Origin of the sequence: uncultured Nitrospira sp. (assembly GCA_902500695.1) — a bacterium.
GTDB lineage: Bacteria > Nitrospirota > Nitrospiria > Nitrospirales > UBA8639 > Nitrospira_E.
Map to the genome: position 1 here is coordinate 7332 of CABVRQ010000027.1, position 17865 is coordinate 25196.

Below are 17865 nucleotides of genomic sequence, written 5' to 3' on the forward strand. Positions count from 1 at the left end.
GAAAACATATAGGGATGGAACCCGCACTGCATGACAAGCACATTCCGTCCCTTTCGTAAATGAATTTTTTCCACCATCGGTTCACCGGGAAGATGTTTCTTGCCAAATATTCCCGCCACCTTATGAAACGGGTTCATCGGTAAGGGACGATTGAACAATACCCTGGCCCCTCGCTCTCTGGCCGTTTCATACCCCTGAATATCATGCTCAACGGGGTCCATATTGACCACAGCAATTTCGTCCCCATCGCGCAACACATTCACAAACGGAACAAAGTCACAGTCTACTGACTCGATCCTGACTTTAGGCATATGAAAGGATTTCCCTTTCTCGATATTCTTGAGATAGACCACCACATCCTTCAAACTTTGATCCGGCCCGATAATAAAATCTTCAACAAGTCGCCACCCGGTTCCCGTCGAGATGGTCCCACAAAACACCGGATCGGGAATCGTCACCAGATTGAAGGCCATGGGTCTGGGCTTTTCTCCCGTAATGGTCACTTTCCCTTGAATGGTTCCCCCATCAGTCACGGTTATTTCATCATAGGACCAAGCTGTTTGCACCATAAGAGCAACCAGCCCAATCCCGATGATCCCATTCCATATCATTCGGCCCTTCATGGTTTCCTCCTCAAAATAAAATAATTGCCATCCTCTATGTCATTCTATCGAACCATCTACTCAAAAAAAAGCGGGGAAGCCGAAGTGTGGCCTCCCCGCTTTCGCTAACCCTCGGAATGAGGGTCTGGCTTACTTCGCAACGGTAGGAATAATTCGCGGTTCGCCATTGGGCTCCTCAAGAGCCGCTTGCTTGGAAGACATGGCCGAACCATCCAATGGCCGAATCCGTTGATCCGTGTTCGGCAACACCCGGAGATAGCCCCATTGCCCCGATTGGGAATAGGGTAACCGGCCATTGCTCCACACATAATCTCCAGCCATAGACCATTTGCCTCCAGCCGAGGGCAAGAAGACATCCAGACCTTCCGAACCCGAGAACTCCACGGTGCTAATCATATCCGCACCGGGCAGGAAGGGTTCAATCGGCCATTCATGCTTCTCCACGGTGAACATTCCGTTCTGCTCACTGCTGGCGCCAAAGACGTGAATCCGCACTTTGTCACCCGCATGGGCTTCAATCACCGGCGTCGCAGGATCCTGCGGGTTGTCTACTTGGCACGGTTGGAACATCCGGCCCAACGAACAGCCGGCTTCTTCCCGATGGAGATAGGGTTCGGCGCGATAGTTAACGCCGGTCAACCCTGCCACATTTTGCACATAGGGCATGAAGCTGGTTCCGATGATGTTATCCTCGTCCTGGAAATACAAGGCCACATCCCGATAGCTCGCCCGGTTTTCATACCCTTCGATGGTCCGATCCACGATCACATCGGCATTCCAACTATTTTTCAGGGAAATATCCTCCCCGGTTTTTGGATCACGGTACTGTGATCCTTTGGGTCCGATAATGATTCCCCCGAACAGGCCATTGCGGGGATTCATGGCCACATTCCCCCAATCCCACACCAAGCTTTGCGTCTCGCCATTAAAGGGATCCGCATAATAGGTGTACATCCGGGATTCACCAGACGCCACGGTTTGGTCGCCGGGGTTGTTTCCCAAATTCAGGCCTTGGGAATCCTTGGGATCGAATGCCAATCCGAAGGCCGAGAACGACGCTCGCCCTTCTTTGAGCTTGTTCGTCAATTTGACTTGGATGCAGTCACCCACGTTGGCCCGTAACGTTAACGGCATGGGTTGCGCATCACCCGAGACCTTTTGCACCTCATCTTCGAGGACATAGATCTTGGCTTCAGGATTGCGCAATTCAATCTTCCGTTCAAAATCGACTTCAATCGTTTCTGGAGCATGGCTATTAAAGCTCATCCCCGGATGATCCATGGCCACCACGTTGAAGCTCTTCACGGGGGCCTCTTTGGGACATACGGGCAATCGCTCCGGGATGCCTTCTTTACCATACGCCTTATTCGGCAAGGGCTGAAGATCACCAACCGGCTTGTCTAAGACCCGGATCAGCCCCCAGGATCCTTCCGAAAACTTGGAGCTACGGCCATTAAAGAACATATAGTCGCCGGCTTGATGTCGTGGACCACCGGCTTCCGGAATAACCAGATCATACCGTTCCGCAATCCCGATATGGAGCGAATGTTTGCGATTCGCTTCTTGCGCATATCGTTCCGACCAGAAGGTATGTCCCGATAACGTGAACACATTGCTTTCATTCATCGTGACATCCAACAGGCGGAACACAATCGCATCGCCCAGGTAGGCCCGAACCATGGCCGTGCTGGGATCGCCATGGATCACACTGCTGAAAATTTGCGACGGCTCCGGGTTATTGACCAATCGTTGTGCGAATGGCTCAGCCCGGAAATTCAACGCTCCTCCCGTCGTATGGGTGCCGCCATTCAAGAACGGCATGGGCGTCATCTTAATTTTGTCATTCGGCGGCATGATGAACGACACCGTCCGACCCGCTTCCAAGGCGACATCCACCGGTTGCCCTGGAGGATTGCCCGCCGTTACGATGTTCACCGTGTGCGGCACCGTATCCATGATGTGCACCATCAATTCACGGAAACTTCCGGCCACATCATGCCCCACACGTTCCACGGCATGAATATCGGCCACCGGCCCCGTCCGAATCCGTTTCCCGGTCTTCGGATCGTGCCAGGTGGAACCAAAAGGTTCGGCAATCATGGTTCCGACTGCCCCGTGTGGCCACGTCGTGCCACCAAAGGCATGGTCATGCCAAAACACACTGCCGACATCCGCATCCACCCAGAACCGCTGCCGCACATATTCCACGGTCACAATGTCATTGACCGGATGCGCATTCCTTAATGGTTGAGCCAACGTCAACGTACTGCCATCAATTTTGACAATCCGCTGCACTTCCTGGCCTTTGACATTATCCGCACCAATCAAGATCGGAATGCCCACATGATATTGCTTGGCATTCGAAACAGCCAGGGTTTTGTCGCCTTTTTTGGCGGCCTTGGTGACCTTGGCATTCATCGGAATTGGCAACCCTTTATCCGTCTTTTTTTCAAATTCAGTAAACGGGCGCATGGACTGCTCGTACGAAAAGCCCGAACTCACGCCATCTGAACCTTGGTTGTCAAACTGGAAGAAATGGAAATGCGTATTGATCTTAGACGATTGGAAGTTGGTGATATCGTCATCCAACCACTCACTGGTCAGAGTCCAATCGATACAATCATACACATTGGCTCGCACCACCAACGGAAACTTCTTGTCGTTGTCGGCTCGAACCGCTTCCTCTTCGTCGTGAACGACATACAGCAACCCATTGGGGTCCACAATCGCCGGTTCTTTTCCTTCAGCAGCCGATAATTCAATCGGCAACTTAATGAAATGCACCTTATAGTCTTGCGATCCGGCACGATCCGGACACAGACTCCACGGGCCGTTTTCCCCGGCTTTGGCCGGCTCGACCGACCGCGTGCCATCCGGATTCAATCGGATCATTTCCAACCAGGGGGCTGGATTATGATCGTTGGAGAACGGCGCCCGCTTGCCGAAATGCGGCGTCAACCATGGCCAAGCCACTTTTCCGGTCTTGGGCTCAAACGCAATAGCCCGTCGTTCGCCGGCTGTATACCCCAGCAACTCTGGACGATATTTCGGGTTACCACCAAGCTTCGGTTCCTTTTCGCTCATGGCCTTCGTCCCATCCCAGACCCAATCCAGGACGCTGGCATCATAGGCTTTCAACTGCCCAAGCTCATCATCTTTGTGTCCGGGCTTGCCTTGATTGGTGAGCTGCATTTCTACCCAGTCTTTGATATTCACGACCGCCGGCTCGGCTTTCCAATCGCTCTTGCCTTTATCCACAATTTTAAATTGTTTGCCAAACCAACTGACGTTCTTGCCCACCAGTTGATCCGATGTCACCGACTTTTGGATTCGGCCGATCCGATCCGGCAATTCCCGTAATGGCGCCATCACGTCATTTTGAACACCTGGCTCTTGCATGCTGTTATACACGCGCCAGTAGCCCCACATCCCGGCCACATAGTGATGTGCCACATGGCAATGGAAGAGAAAATCTCCCGCCAACCATTGGCACAGACCCGAGCCGCATTCGGTTTCCAGATCCAACGCTTCCGAAGGGCCAATTGCTTCCACATCAACCCGGTCGGACTTCGTACGGACGATGGGATATTTCACCGGCCCATTTTGCCCGGTATTCCAGACAGGCATTTGGGTGGCCCGTGGGCTGCGTTGCCATCGAATCGACCCACCATGAGGATGATGGGAATGAAAGACTTCCGATCCGCCATGGACGACACGGAATTTGGCGGGGTCACCTAAATAACTTCGTGGAATGGTCGGAGCCGCATCACCGAAGGTATAGGCATCATAGGCCATCGATTCATCTTCAAATCCGAAATACTCATGTTGCACATGCATGTTATTGATGCCGAACGGCTCACTGCGATAGTTGAGCGCCCGCGCACCTGGACGGTAGGCATCGGTGAGCGGATCCCGTTGTGGCAGGAAATCTCCATGCTTGTTGACGGGACGAAAGGCCTCGTCACCGACTTCATGATAAATCAGGACAAATTCCCGAAAGTCCGGACCGTCCCCATTATCAATCATCACCTGCCAGCCACTCGTGGCTTCGGTGGCGGCTCCCGTGCCTAGGGGTTCATAATATTTCGATCCACGGGGTTCCACGACAAACACACCGAACAGCCCCATGACCGTCAGCTCCCGATCATTGCTAAAGGTATGAAATTGCTTTCCACCTTCCTGGGTATCGGGATGGATATACCATTCCATTTCAATCGTTTTGCCTTCCTCCGCCACCGTGGCAGGATTGGTGGTGAGTGCAGGCTGGCCGGTTTGGCTCATGACCATATCCGAGCCATTGATATGCAAACTGACTTCTTCGCCGAATTCCAACTGATTCCGGAGAGTGACTTTGATGCAATCACCTTGATTCCCGCGAATCACCAACGGTTGAATCCACTGATCCTGGATCCCATTTTTGACGGCTCCCGGATCCGCATGGCCTTCCGTTTCCCGTGCCGCCGCATTTTTGGCTTCCTCCTCACGGATCTTGTCAATATTTTCTGTCAGGGCGTACATGTACCCAGGATAATAATCAAGCCATTGATTCAAGCTGATTTCCACGTTGATGGCTGACACATCGTAATTCCGGACGGGTGCAGTCTTGGGACATAACCCTCCTTTCATGGACACCGGCTCGACACCGGTCGTACTCGCCAACAGGCCATTCTCCGGCCCCCCTCCATATTGATGAATCATCGACATGGAATCAAAGGCACCCGTGTCGGCACCCTTATGCTCCATGTCCTTCTGCATTTGCTCCATCATGCGGTGATGCTGCTGCTCAACCAGAGCTGCCCGTTCTGCCCGACCTTCCATCGCATCTTCCACAATCGTCTGGCCCTTGAGCTGTTCTGCCCAACCAGGGGACTGCGAGGGCATCCCCGTCTGATGGGCGTGTGGTGGAGATACATTTTCAGCACTGACAAAGGATGGGGTAGCCCAGAAGGTCGCCCCTCCCATCAGCGCCAAGAATACAGACGCAGTGAGAAATCTACTCTTGCCGTGATACATTCTCCGGCCTCCTTACTTATGGGGTGAATAACACTTCAGTTTTTTACTCTCAACCAGTCAACTCGTTTCAACTATTTCCGGTTTCTCGAAGAACTGCCCGACCTCCCAACTTCACTTCTTTGAGTGCCATGTAAGTGCCGACGCCAGAATTCCTCTTTGAGAGGACGGGCATTCCGGAGGCCGGTCCATCACACCCCAACCAGCGCCGGCATCTCATTGAACCCGCAACATCGATGCCAATGAACACTTATCCATGCTACAAACTGCAGAACCGCCGGTATTGGAGGGAATTTCAGGAGATGGTCCGGAGGGAATGGAAAATGACCTAACGGGGCAGAATGTCCAACACCTTGGACCAACTTTTCAATGAAATGGCAATATCAACTAAAAACCAAATAGTTGCGCGTCCAAAATAATGGACAACGGATAGCTTAAAATGGGGAATTTTGGGGCAAAAAACTGCGCAGATTAAGAAATATGATAATCCGGCAATTTGCTGTAGAGGCTGGAGCGACTGATATTTATGGAACGTGCGGCTCGGGTTTCATCTCTATGAACCTCCTGAAGGCCTTGGAGAATTACTCTTTTCATTCGGCTTCCAGGCAAACCATTTTCCAGATCAAACACAAACCCCCTATCGATTTCTCCAAGGAATGATCTGAACCATCAACTCTTTTTCGGCACCTGTTTGACTTTCATCTTTCGATAGGAACTCATACACATCCCCTTTCTCAATCCCGATCGGATGAGCCGGGGGAGCCGCACCATTTGTGCAGCTCCCCCGCAAATTCGACTGTTCTTCCCCCAACGATGATTAGGGTTTCATCATCGCCGTTGGCAGAACTTGGGGCTCAGGGTGAGATTCTACCCGCTTGGCATTCGACATCGTCGCTCCCAACGGAAGAATTCGCTGATCACCTGCCGGCAGGACTCGCAGGTACCCCCACTGCCCAGCCTGTTGATAGTTCAGGCGGGCATTCGCCCAGATATAATCCCCAGGGATTCCTGAGGGTCCACCCGCCCCTTGGCGGAGGAACACATCCAGGGTTTCTGAGCCACCGAATTCGACCACACTGATCATATCGGCACCAGGCATATAGGGTTCGATCGGCCATTCATGGCCTTCGACCTGGAACATCCCGTTTTGCTCACTGTTTGCCCCGATCACATGGATCCGCACCGCATCCCCCGCATGGGCTTCGATCAAGGGGGTAACTGGATCTTCCGGTTTATCGACTACGCAGGGCTGGAACATCTTGTCCAGCGTACATCCCTGCTCCTCCCTGAATTTATCCGGTTCTGCACGATAATTCACGGAGGATAATCCGGCCACGTTCTGCACGTAGGGCATGAACGAGGTCCCGATAATGTTGTCCTCATCCTGGAAGAACAAGGCGACATCGCGGTAGTTCCGCTTGCCGGTGTTCTCCACCAGCGTATGATCGATGATCACGTCCGCGCGCCAGGCGTTCTTTTGCGAGAGATCTTCGCCTGTCAGAGGATCCCGATATTGCGAACCCTTTGGCCCGACGATCACCGCGCCGTACAAGCCGTTTCGCGGATTGAGAATGATATTCCCGCCATCCCACACCAATGAGGTCGTTTCTTTGTTGGCTGGATGGGCATAGAAGGTGTACGTCCGGCTTTCACCCGGCGCCACCGTTTGATCCCCGGGATTATTTCCCACGTTGAGGCCATGAGAATCCCTTGGATCGAATGCCAGACCCGGCGCAAAGAAAGACGCCCGGCTCTTGGCCATCTTGTTCTTCAGATTAACTTTGACGCAATCGCCGAGATTCACACGTAATGTGAGTGGATTCGGCATCAGGTTGCCCGCCACCTTCGTGGCTTCTTCTTCGAGCGCAAAAATCTTTCCGTCTGGTACGGTCATTTCGATCTTTCGCTCAAAGTCCACCTCGATCGTATCCGGGGCGTTGGGATGCAACTTCAACGGTCGGTCCAAGGATACGACGTTGAAAGATTTCACCGGCGCATCCGCTGGACACAACGAACCCGGCACCGGAGGAATGCCGAGAGGATTGGTTCCCATCGGAAGCACCTGGAGATCAGGCACCTTTTTGTCATGCACCCGAATGATCCCCCATCCACCCTCGGCAAAGTGCGAACTCCGTCCGTTAAAGTGGATGTAATCTCCGGGCATGCCCTGGAAACCGCCCGCCTTGGTGACGAGGTCATATCGCTCAGCGATCCCCACATGGATGGAGTATTTCCGATTGGCATCCCCTGCATACCGCTCTGTCAGGAAGGTATGGCCCGACAGCGTCCACACGTGCGACTCGTTCATCAACTGATGCAACAGCCGGAACACAATCGTGTCTCCAACATAACTCCGAAGCAATGGCGTATCCGGATCGCCATGGATCGCGCTGCTGAACAATTTCGAGGTATCGGGATTATTGTTCAATCGCAACGCAAATGGCTCAGCCCGGAAGTTAAAGCCGCTCCCGGTCGTATGCGTTCCCCCGTTCAGGAAGGGGTTAGGCGCATTTTGAATTTTTTCAGGCATTTGAAACGAGACCGTTTTCCCAGCTTCCAACGCCACCTCTATGGGCTGCCCTGGAGGATTCCCTGCCTGAATGACGTTAACGGTGTGGGGCACCGTATCGTGAATGGACACCATCAACTCACGGAAACTTCCGCTGACTCCAAAGCCGACCGGTTCATTGGTATGAATATCCGCAATCGGACCACTATAGACCAATTTACCGTTCTGCGGGTCATGGTAGGTGGATCCAAATGGCTCGACGATCGTGGCACCAAACCCGCCATGCGGCCAGGTGGTCGCCCCGAACGCGTGATCGTGCCAAAACACGGTTCCCGTGTCTGCATCCACCCAATAGCGGTACCGCACAAATTCCGGCGTCACAATATCTCCGACCGGGTGATCATGCTTCAGTGGCTTTACAAACGTGATCGTCTCGCCCTTGATGTCCTTGATCCGGACGATTTCCGAACAACTCCGATCCCGCTTCAACGACGTCGTTGGATCGTTGTCAGCTAAAAGACAATCCGCACCCACCAACAACTCGGTATTGACATGATATTTGGTGGCCCCTTCGGCCATCTTGATGGTGATAGAATTGGCCCCTGCCTTGACAGCCTTCGTCATTTTGCTATTCATCGGAACCGGCAAGCCGGCTTTCTTCGGCTTGGAGAACATGGTAAACGGCCTGACGGACATCTCCCATTCCATTCCAGAGATCACACCGTCAGAGGCTCCGGTATCGAATTGGAAGAAATGAGGATGAATGTTGATCTTCGATGACTGAAAGTTCGTGTAGTCATCATCTTCCCACTCGCTCGTCAGAATGGTATCGACGCAATCATAGACGTTTGCACGAAGGACCGCCGGATACCTCAGATTATTGTCGGCCCTCGTCAAACGCTCTTCTTCGTGAAGCACATAGATCAGACCGTCTTGGTCGACGATCGATTCCTGGTTCCCCTGCTTCGGCGTCAGTTCAATGGGGAGCCGAATGAAGTGAATATTATTCAACCTCGGAACATTGGCCCCTTCCGGACAGAGACTCCACCGACCTTGCTCACCCGGCTTGGCGGGTTCCGAAGTCCGCTCCCCATTCTCATCCTGGTGAATCGGCTCCAGCCAGGGGGCGCCGCTATGGTTTGCCGAGAATGGCACACGTTTTCCAAAGTGAGGCTTCAAGACCGGCCAGGCGACTTTGCCCGTGGTCGGGTCAAAGAGAATATCGGGCCGGGTACTGTCATCCCATTTCACGGCAGTCGGATACTTCGGATGCGGAGTCGTACTTTCCCGCTCCCCTTTGGCCACATTCCCGTCCCATTTCCAATCCCACACCGTACCGTCATAGGCCATGACCTGGCCCTTTTCGTCATCTGAATGGCCGGGTTTGCCCATGGCGGGCAGGTACATGTCAACCCAGTCTTTAATGTTCACAACGGCTGGATTGGATTTCCAGTTTGATTTCTGACTCTTGTCAACGATCTTGAACTGCTTACCGAACCAATCGACCGTGGTTCCGACTAATTTGTCGGAACTGACACCGACTTTGACTCGCCCTTGGCGATCCGGCAACTCCCGCAAGTCTGCCATGATGTCAGTCCGGAGATCACCAACCTGTAAGGTGTTGTATACCCGCCCGTACCCCCACATCCCGGCCACATAGTGGTGGGCCACATGGCAGTGGAATAAAAAATCTCCTGCCAAGTGTTGACATCCCCCGGACCCGCATTCGGGTTCAAGGTCCAAGGCTTCGGACGGTCCGATCACTTCCACATCCACGCGATCCGATTTTGTTCGAACGACCGGATATTTCACCGGGCCGTCTTTCCCCAAATACCAATGCTCTTGTTGGTCTGCACGCGGGCTTCGTTGCCACCGGATCGACCCGCTATGAGGATGGTGCGAATGAAACACTTCGGATCCCCCGTGAACTATCCGGTATTTCATGGGATCCCCAAGGTACCCACGGGGAATCGTCGTCGGAGCATCGCCGAACGTATAGGCACTGTAGGCCAACGATTCATCTTCAAATCCGAAGTACTCGTGCTGGACATGCATTTCATCGATGCCGAAAGGCTCACTACGATAATTGAGCGCACGACCGCCCGGACGATAGGCATCCGTCAACGGATCGCGTTGAGGCAGAAAGTCCCCTTTCTTGTTCACCGGCCGGAACGCTTCGTCGCCGACTTCGTGATAGAAAATGATGTATTCGCGGAAGTCATGACCTGAACCGTTGTCGATGATCGCCTGCCATCCGGATTGCAGGTCGGGAGCCGGTCCCGTTCCAAGAGGATCTAAATATTTAGACCCTGCCGGTTCGACAATCAAGGCCCCAAAAAGCCCCATGACCGTCAGTTCCCGCGCATTACTGTAGGAGTGAAATCTTCTGACCCCTTCTTGTGTTTGGGGATGAATGTACCACTCCATTTCCGTACTTTGACCCACCTCTACAACGGTCTCGGGATTGGAGGTGGATGCCGCTTTCCCCGTCGCGGACATCACCATGCTCCCACCGTTCACATGTAGACTTCCACTTTCAATCTCCATTTGGTTGCGAAGGGTGATTTTCAAACAATCCCCTTGATTGGCGCGTATGGCGAGAGGCTGGATGTAATCCCCCTGCAGCCCTGTCGTCACAGCTCCCGGATCGAATCCTTCTTGATCTCTGGCAGCTTTATTTTTCGCCTCTTCAGCTCGGACCTTCTCAATATTGTCTGTTAACACATACATGTACCCGACATAGTAATCCAGCCATCGATTGAGAGTAATCTCCGTATCGATCATGGAGATATCGTAATGTTTAGTCGGCACGCCGGATGGGCATTTCGCTCCAGACCCGGTGGACAGAGGCGCATCAGGATCGACTGCTAACAAATAGCTTGATCCATCCTGCCCCATGTACTGGTGCATCATCGACACGTTGTTAAACACACCAGAATTCGCTTGGACTTGCGCATCCTGTTGTGCCTGCTCTTCAAGTCTTCGCATGATACGATGATGTTGTACTTCGATTTTTTCAGAAAGGCCCGCCCGCCCTTCCAAGGCATCCTCCACACGGGTTTGCCCTTTTAGTTGTTCAGCCCAACCAGAGGATTCCTGGTGAGCCATTCCCGTTTGATGAACGTGTGGAGGAGAGGCATTTTCGGCACCGGTCACAGATGGGGTAGCCATAAAGCTTGCCCCTCCCATCAGCGCCAAAAACATCGACGCAGTTAGAAACCGACTCCTACCGTGATACATTCTCCGGCCTCCTTAATTTAGGTGGTGAATAAAACCCTGAATTGTTTGCACTCCATCAGCTCACTCGCTTCAATTATTACAACCTGTTCGTCTCCGCAAAGAATGCCCCGGCCGCCTAATTTTTTGTGCCGACGCCAGGCGCCCTCCGCTTTGGAAGGTCGGGCATTCCGGAGGCCGGTCCATTACACCCTATCCAGCGTCGGCGATTAACTCGTTGAGCAACAACAGTGCCAAAGAACACTCATCCATGCTCCAAATCATAGAAACTAATGCTGGAGAGAAATTCAGGTCACATTCAGGAGAGAAAAGACACCAGGGCAAAGGAGACAATTTCCAACACCTTGGACAGGCTTTTCAACGTGTGGAAAATTCCAACTAAGAATCAAGTAATTGTGCGTCCAAAATAATGGACAATAAAAAGGCTAAAATGGGGATTTTGGGGACAAGAAAAACCTGGGAAAATTACGAAATGTGATAGTCCCGTAATTTGTTGTAGAGGCTGGAGCGACTGATGCTCAAGGCGCGGGCTGCGCGGGTCTTATCTCCCTTCGCTTCCCGGAGGGCTTGGAGGATTCTTGACCGTTCGGCGTCTTGACGAGCCATTTTCCCGATCGAACTCAAATCGTTTTTGTCAGATTGCAACGGATGATCGGCAAACACGTCTTTCACTTCAATTGTGGAATGCCGGCATGTGACCACCACCCGTTCAATCACGTTTTCTAATTCCCGGACATTCCCAGGCCACGGATGCTGTGCCAGAGCCGTTTGGGCATCCGGGCTTACATGCATTGGATCACGACCATGCTTTCTGGCGCATTGCACCAGAAAATACTTCACCAACAGGGGGACATCCTCTCTCCGCTCCCTCAAGGGCGGCACGGTCAGCGGGAGGACGGCGAGACGATAGTATAAATCCGCACGAAACAACTTGGTGGCCACAAGATCTTCCAAGGGTTTATTGCCGGCGGAGATGACCCTCACATTCACCTTAATGGATCCATTACTCCCCACGGGCTTGATTTCCCCTTCCTGCAAGACGCGAAGTAAGCGGGCTTGGAATGCGGGAGTGGTGTCGGTAATTTCATCCAAAAAAATCGTGCCGCCTTCGGCTTCTTCAAACAAGCCTTTCCGATCAGCTACCGCTCCGGTAAAGGCTCCACGTACATGACCAAATAATTCGCTTTCCAGCAGGGTTTCGGGCAATGCACTACATTCCACCACCACAAAGGGCCGAAGGCGTCGACGACTCAAGGCATGAATGGTTTTCGCCACCAATTCCTTACCGGTTCCACTTTCCCCCTGAATGAGCACCGTGGCCTCACTCGCCGCAATCAATCGAACCATTTCCACCAATCGTTGAATCGGCTCACTGTCTCCTATGATCGTCAGAGGTAAGGTCTCCGGAAAGGAACCCCCATGGTGTGTTGGCAGGTCCGATGATTCCTGGCCTTCTGGAACCACCATAACAGTCTCACTCCCACGAGCCCCCATCAATATCGCAAAATGGGTCATGCCAGTCCCGCTTTTCAATGGCACCGCGCGTGGAAACGGACATCCAGGCGTGGCGACGGCGGAAGGGGACGGACAGGAAAATCTATCCTGAACTTGCATGTCGGACTGAAACAGTTCCATTGCGTGACAAGGATCACATGGGGTCTGCAGGGTGGAAGCAGGCAAATCGGAAGAAAGAATGGATGGTGAAGGAATTAATGGGCAGTCTTTCGCTATTTTATTGGCCGAGGGATTGGCATACACCAATTCCTTCTGAGGATTAAAAATCACAACCGGCTCATCCAGATGATCTGCCAGAAGTTTCAATCCTTCAATCCGCGCACTCAAAGACACGTCAGAATCAGAATCCTGATGCACTAACGATCCGGCCATCGTTAACCCTTTCTGTTCTCGTTCACTGCCTCATAAAAAAGGAAGGTTCCCACAGGGATGAACCAAACACATTTGACAAATCCACGCCTTTAAATCAGAGATACGAAGAGGTTTTTCAAAATATCCCTGGACACCACATTCTAACGCTTGGCTTTTAGAGTGACTATCTCCATAGGCAGTCATGACAACAATCGGACACCTGGGCGCCCCTTCCTGGAGCCGACGCAAATAGGGATATCCGCCACCTGGCATTTTCAAGTCAGTCACAATCACATTCGGCACGACGGATTTCAACACATTCAAGGCATCTGTCCCATTCTCTGACTCGATTACCCGGCAACCTTTTTCTTCAAGGGCCTCCACAAGCAGTGTCCGCATCGCTTCATCATCATCCACCACCAGAATGGTGCATGATTGCCCGGTTTGGTTTTCTGCAGTCGTGGGCGGAAACATTACCGCACCCTCCTATAAAACATGCCCCCCCGATCAAGACAACTGAAAATGCTCATAGTACCCATATGCTCAGCAAGTTCTGAACCCATGACGAATGCCTGGTACGGGCATAAATTGCCCAATTTTGTCCTCAAAACACGCATCCCAGGGAGGCCATCCTGTGGATTTTTTCTACACTTGCTTGAGGATCTTTTTACGCAACCTGAGCGAAATCAGGATTTTGCACAATAGAGAGGACTATGGAAGATTGATGTCAACTTCAGACTCATCGTCCTCATCATCCTCATCATCCTCGTCCTCAACATCCAATTGCCCCCCACGATGGCACTTCAGACAGTTAGCAAAATGACCAAGTCGATGAGCACCCTCACCTTTCTGAATTAACCGTTTAACATACGTATTGTGAAGAAGAGTGCTGTCCTCTTTCCCGTCCCCGGCTTTTATCACGTGGCAATCCGAACAGGACGTCGCGCCTGTAGCCCGAAAAATTAATTCTCCATGAGGATTTTCGACTCTCCCGATCGTAATGGCCGTTAAGCCACCCCGATGCTCAGTATGACAGGCTAGACAATCTTGGCCGGTTTGTATCGCATCTTGATGCAATTGGCGAACATCCGGTTCGGATCGAGATCGAAATGCTTCCAACGTATGACACACCTGGCACTTTTGCGGTGTAGGTCCAGTAAACGGTTCATGACAAGACACACATCTCCCAATGTCAGTGTGATACCGGCTGAGATTTCCAGGGGCCCACAAGTCTTCAGTGTAAAGAGAAGAGGCCCATGCCAGAGCCCCGATAACCAGACCTGTCAGAGCCCAGATAAGGGGGCCGACCCATGGTCCACGACCTCCCATGATTTAGAATCCCCCGAAAAAGAGGGCTCCTCCGATGTGCAGCAGCGTAAAAAACACAAATGACCACGTTAAGGGGCCGTGCAGACATTTCCACCATCGGAGCGTCTCTTCTTGTAACGCCAGACCATGCAGATTCGCCTCGATCTCCTCCTCGGTCATTCCTTCAAAAGCCAGCTCATGCCGCCGTTCATACAATGTTTGAAACGCCAGATAATGCAATGCCTGTCCGGTGATCCCACTCATCACCACCAGGACCATGGCGATAAGAGCAATGATCGGCACCAGAGCGTGAAAATGCACCCCGGCATGGACAAAAATGATCAGGGGGCCAATAATGCCAAACACGATGTGTACCTGAAACCATCCGTGTGACCAGACCTGATTAGGATACATCCACCGTTTAAGAGGATACACAAAGGTCAGCCCAATGAAGACCAGTCCGGTCCAACCAACCAGGTGAGCCACTTGCGTGTGACCGAAGGGCCTGTCTTCTCTGACACTCAAGAGGAACTCCAGAAAAAGGGCAGCCGCAATGGTCAAAACAGCCAACCCGAGGACCAAAGCTGTACGACGGGAAAGGGACCGGATCATAAAGAATAATTCTCTCTCCTCATCCCAGCAGATTCATTCATTGTTCAGGAGGGCTGCTGAGTCAACACAGGAGAAGAAGGAGGAAGGAGCGCCCGTAATTTTGTTTCAATGACCTCAGGGTCCTTGATGCCACGGAATCGAAGACTCCGGCCCGAATCCTCGCAGTGAACCACAAGGGTACCGATTCCCAAAATCCTGGACACTGGCCCTTGCATGACTTCAACTGATTTGAACATCCCAAATTCCACGCTGGCCAGGTCTTTTCCCGAATACCCATTCCTAAGCACCACTCGCTTCGACGTGAGCAAATATTTGGCCCAATATCGAAGGACCACTACCACCCCTAATAACATTCCCGCCCCGACAATCCACATTTCCCAGCCGGAAAATCCTACCCGTAGAAGGAAGAAACCTCGTAATCCTGTCCATAAGCTAAATAAATACAGCCAGGTAAATTGAGCCCACGAGGGATAGCCTTCCCAGATAATCCGTTCGGATCCTTCTGGCTCACTCATGTCTTTCACGCATATGTGATGACACCATGGAATTATTTTGTACCTGAGGAAAAGGGATCAGAATGCCCCTCTTCCCAAGGGAGGAACGCCAGAACAAGCTTGAGTCAGTGTATTGAGGCATATGGGGCTCTCTTGCGACCTCCGTGCCAACAGATCCTATACCGTTAGGAAGCCGTTTAATGGAATACAGGGAAAAAATCCAGTATGAAACCAAATACACTGAGGACAAATGCACCAGCACCAGAGAGTCAATCTGTTGATTTCTGCCCCACCAGCGAGTGAAAAGCCGGAGGAACCACAGTCAACGATGACCACACCAAGCAGGTTCAATTGAGGAAAAAAAGTGGAAGATTTCCGATAGAAAAAATGAACCGAGGTAAAACCCAACCCCATGGGAAAATTTGAGGCAACGGGCTGGAGGTGAGGCTGGAACACAGGGCTGGACCTGGCTGGAGGAACCCCATTGAATACTTGCTCGCCGGGTACTACTGATTAAAGTGGAAAAATCCTCTAGACAGCCAGGGATAATCGCATCAGCAGCTCAGATAGGGATACCCCATGTCCCTTGTCATTTGAGGCATAGATGGCGCACCCGATCCAACAAAAGCCTCCATCGGAAAAGCAGGCTTTTTCCCCATTGATTGCAAGGTCTCCACAATTCGTTCCGGACGGCCCCAATCGCTCCACGTCACATCATCAAGCTCCATGACACCTAATTGACCGGCAAGAGGTTGTAACACATGACGGGAAAAATTTTGTGTAGGCATATCCTCATAAATAGCCTGGAGGGTCGACCCTTCTGCCGGAGTCCCGATCTGCCTTCGTAACCGTTCAAACCGCTCCATCATATCAGGAAAGCACAACCATCCGGATTTCCACAGTGTCTCGACTTTGGTCACCAGCACCAGGGTGTTCCACAAGGCTCCCTCCGACATCATTCGCTTGCCATCATGGACCTCCGGCTTCTCTACAAACGATTGAATGCGACGGATAGAGGTGCCTCCACTCCATCCGAGCACTCCGCCGACGGACATCCACCCATAATCAAGCTCCAGATGAGACGGACGCACACCCATGAGAATCATTCGGTCAGATAAAAATTCTACCGCGCGCACAGCCCGACGCACCGCAGCCACAAAGCGATCTTCGGGACAGATAAAATGATCGGCGGGCAGAAGGACCACGACTGCTTGAGGATCCCAGGCTCTCACGTAAGTAAGAGGAAGAAAAACGCCCGGCGCCGTATCGCAATTTCTCGGCTGAAAGATCAGCGTGCCCTCATCCTGCCTTGTGCAATGATGTTCCAAACTCTGTTGATGTGTTCGACCCACAACCGTCACTTTTTTCCTGGGCAACCCGATTTGGTCGGCCCGGTCCCACGTATGTTGCAACATAGAGCGGGTGCCGACAAAGGTGCAGTATTGTTTCGGAACCGGATATCCGAGCCACTGCTGAATCGAGGGACGGATACGTTCGCCTTCACCACCTGCCAACACGATGGACCACACGGAGGACGGTAGGGTCTGAACAGTCATGATGGACCTCCTGGAAATTGTAAAACGTAGCTAATGGAACATGCCCGATAAAGGAAAACGTACGCTTGTTTTTCCGGACACAGCAAACTGCCTTTATTACAAATTAACAGGGGAGGAACCGAGGGTTACTATTACATTTCGACTAATGAATGAAAAGGTAAGCAATTGAAAGGCCAGAGTGAGAAGGAACCTTAATTCGTTGATTTTTCTAACTTTGCCTAAAGGCCATCAGAGCTAAAAAGGTGCGGAACCGAACGGTCTGAAGGCTTCGACCTTCATGTATTGGGAGGAAGAATTTCCAGAGAACGGTTGCACTGACATGATGAAGACATGACATCGCTTTACACACATGCCATACGTGGCGTCGTTGAGATCCATCCTTCCGGATAAACCCCTCAGTTCGTCATAACTGTAATACACCAAACACCACAGGAATCGGCTCTGACAATCTAAGGCAGCGCCATGTATCCAGACCCCCTTCTTCTGTCTTTTTTTCACCATTGTTCACCGGACAGACTCGTGGAACTCTTGCATGTCCCAACCTATGGCATGAAACCAGCATGACCTTTAACTGCCGCGCTTATTTTTTTAAGAGCCTGGAAAAGTTCTTAGGCAATTTTTAGGATCTAATTATCAATGGGCTTGGTTCC

9 protein-coding genes are annotated in these 17865 nt (G+C 51.9%); all 9 read right to left on the reverse strand.

Annotated features, from left to right (window positions below; all coding sequences use genetic code 11):
• Positions 1-623, reverse strand: a 623-nt coding sequence (locus AAH187_RS08860) for a carboxypeptidase regulatory-like domain-containing protein (protein ID WP_342348090.1), incomplete at its 3' end; no start/stop codon positions are given.
• Between the two features lie 129 nt (positions 624-752).
• Complete coding sequence (locus tag AAH187_RS08865) at positions 753-5636, reverse strand: multicopper oxidase domain-containing protein (RefSeq protein WP_342348091.1); 4884 nt, start codon at positions 5634-5636, stop codon at positions 753-755.
• Between the two features lie 814 nt (positions 5637-6450).
• Positions 6451-11382, reverse strand: a complete 4932-nt coding sequence (locus tag AAH187_RS08870) for a multicopper oxidase domain-containing protein (RefSeq protein ID WP_342348092.1) — start codon at positions 11380-11382, stop codon at positions 6451-6453.
• A 462-nt stretch (positions 11383-11844) separates the two neighbouring features.
• Positions 11845-13266 carry a sigma 54-interacting transcriptional regulator gene (locus tag AAH187_RS08875; protein ID WP_342348093.1) on the reverse strand — a complete coding sequence of 474 codons (1422 nt, stop codon included), beginning with the start codon at positions 13264-13266 and terminating at the stop codon, positions 11845-11847.
• A gap of 30 nt (positions 13267-13296) precedes the next feature.
• On the reverse strand, positions 13297-13719 hold the full coding sequence (locus AAH187_RS08880; RefSeq protein ID WP_342348094.1) for a response regulator: 423 nt from the start codon (positions 13717-13719) through the stop codon (positions 13297-13299).
• A gap of 237 nt (positions 13720-13956) precedes the next feature.
• Complete coding sequence (locus tag AAH187_RS08885) at positions 13957-14574, reverse strand: hypothetical protein (protein WP_342348095.1); 618 nt, start codon at positions 14572-14574, stop codon at positions 13957-13959.
• A 3-nt stretch (positions 14575-14577) separates the two neighbouring features.
• Entirely contained in the window at positions 14578-15165 is a 588-nt protein-coding gene (locus AAH187_RS08890; RefSeq protein WP_342348096.1) for a hypothetical protein, read from the reverse strand.
• A gap of 44 nt (positions 15166-15209) precedes the next feature.
• Positions 15210-15680: a PH domain-containing protein gene (locus AAH187_RS08895; protein WP_342348097.1), complete on the reverse strand. Its 471-nt coding sequence runs from the start codon at positions 15678-15680 to the stop codon at positions 15210-15212.
• 533 nt (positions 15681-16213) lie between these two features.
• Positions 16214-17215 (reverse strand): sugar phosphate nucleotidyltransferase, encoded by a 1002-nt coding sequence (locus AAH187_RS08900; RefSeq protein ID WP_342348098.1) that lies wholly within the window; start codon positions 17213-17215, stop codon positions 16214-16216.
• Positions 17216-17865 lie beyond the last annotated feature (650 nt).